Source organism: Curtobacterium sp. PhB25 (genome assembly GCF_004365375.1).
In the GTDB taxonomy this organism is placed as follows: Bacteria; Actinomycetota; Actinomycetes; order Actinomycetales; family Microbacteriaceae; genus Curtobacterium.
The window spans coordinates 1-1,637 of sequence record NZ_SODR01000029.1; the positions used below are offsets into that span (position 1 = coordinate 1).

2 protein-coding genes are annotated in these 1,637 nt (G+C 69.4%); both read right to left on the bottom strand.

The window, feature by feature from the left end:
- Positions 1 to 977: signal peptidase I (locus EDF51_RS19680; protein WP_134196260.1), on the bottom strand; the 977-nt coding region annotated here is incomplete at its 3' end.
- Between the two features lie 31 nt (positions 978 to 1,008).
- The coding region (locus tag EDF51_RS19685; RefSeq protein WP_347876528.1) for a hypothetical protein at positions 1,009 to 1,637 on the bottom strand (629 nt) is incomplete at its 5' end.

Consider the following 1,637-nt stretch of genomic DNA (forward strand, 5'->3'; position numbering starts at 1 on the left):
CTGGTGCGGCCGAGTCCGAGGAAGCGGACGGTGCTGATGCGGACGCTGCTGGCGGAGGTCGTCGTCCACGTCGAGGTGACGTCGGCGCGGACGGTGACACTGGAGGTGCGGAAGGAGAAGAGGTCCGAGGAGCTGATCGTGGTGGATCGGGCGGTGCCGGCGCTGGTGTCGCTGCTCGCGACGCCGTCGATGACCGTGGTGAACCGCTCGGGTGCCACCCCGTCGTAGCTCCACCCGATGGTGACCGACCCGTTCGTGTTCGACGTGCACGTCAGCGCAGTGGCCGGGGTCGCGGCCACGGTCGCCATCGTGCTGGGTGCGGTGACGGTGGCGGCGAAGGCCGCGGCGGCCGCCGGAGCAGGTACCGCCAGCGCCGCGACGGTGCAGACAGAAGTGACGAGGAGTGCCCCAACCGCCCACGGCCGGTGGTCCTGCTGACGATGCCGGGGCCCACGTCGGGACGCCCCCGTCGTCCTGCTCGGATCTGCGACGGCGGGCAGGACGGCGAGTCCAGCGACGAGGACGAGGGCCGAACCGAGGGCGACGAGCGGGCCCGTTCGATGGTCCGCAGCCCAGAGGACGGGTGTGCCGATGAGTGGGACACGGAGGTACCCGACTCCCGTGACCGCGGACCGGGAGATGTGTGTGGAGTCGGCGGAGGGGTTCGCGTCGCCCTTCGTGGTGAGGGTTCCGTCGCTGTTGAGGGAGTCGAACCGGTGCAGCCGGAGGGTGCCGACGTGGTCGGGGTCGGCGAAGAGCAACACCTGTCCCTTCCGGAGTTCTCCCGCGGTGACCGTCTTGCTCACCACGACGTCACCCGGGTGCAGGGACGGCTCCATGGAGCCGGTCATCACCGTGGTGGTGTGCCAGCCGAGGACCATCGGAGCGACAGCCCAGAACACGAGACCGAGGACGGCAGCCAGGATCCCCCGGGCGCCGAGTACCACGGCGAACCGACCCCACACGGACGGACGCATGACCGACCTCCTCTCGTGTCCTCCCGGCCGCTCAGGAGTTCTGCGCTTCCCAGGTGAACCCGAGGCTCGCGGTGGCACCCATCAGGGAGGCCGGGGCATCCGACGAGACGGTGTAGGTGATCTGGTAGGTCTTGGTCTCCGACTTGTCGCCGGTGGGCTTCCACGTCCCGACGCCGGTGGCGTAGCTCGTTCGGGTGGACGCGAACGACGCGAGGGAGTCGTTGTACAGGAGACCGTCGGACCCGGCCGCCGCGGTGAAGCCGTTGCACGTGCCGTAGCCTCCACCGCTGCCCTGCTTGACCTGCAGGGTGACGTACGAGGCCAGCGCCTTGGTCTGCTGCACGTTCGTGGCGTAGAGCTTCACTGCGCTGGGGAGCGAGCCGGTCGAGGTGACGGCGATGCAGTTGGTCCCGGTGGAACCGGGCTTGAGGTTCGACGCAGCGAAGAGCGCACCGTTCGATGCGTCGTTGCTCAGTGCCACCGATCCCATCGACCAGTTGTTGGCGTCGTCCGACGAGGTGGCCGAGAACGCCGAGTACGACGCGGTGGACACGGCGACACCGGCGGCGAGCAGGGCAGCCGGGATGACGGCGAGGGTGGCGACACGGGCGATGGTGCGGTTCGGGCGACGCATGAGAGGAGATCCGTTCAGGTTGAGGC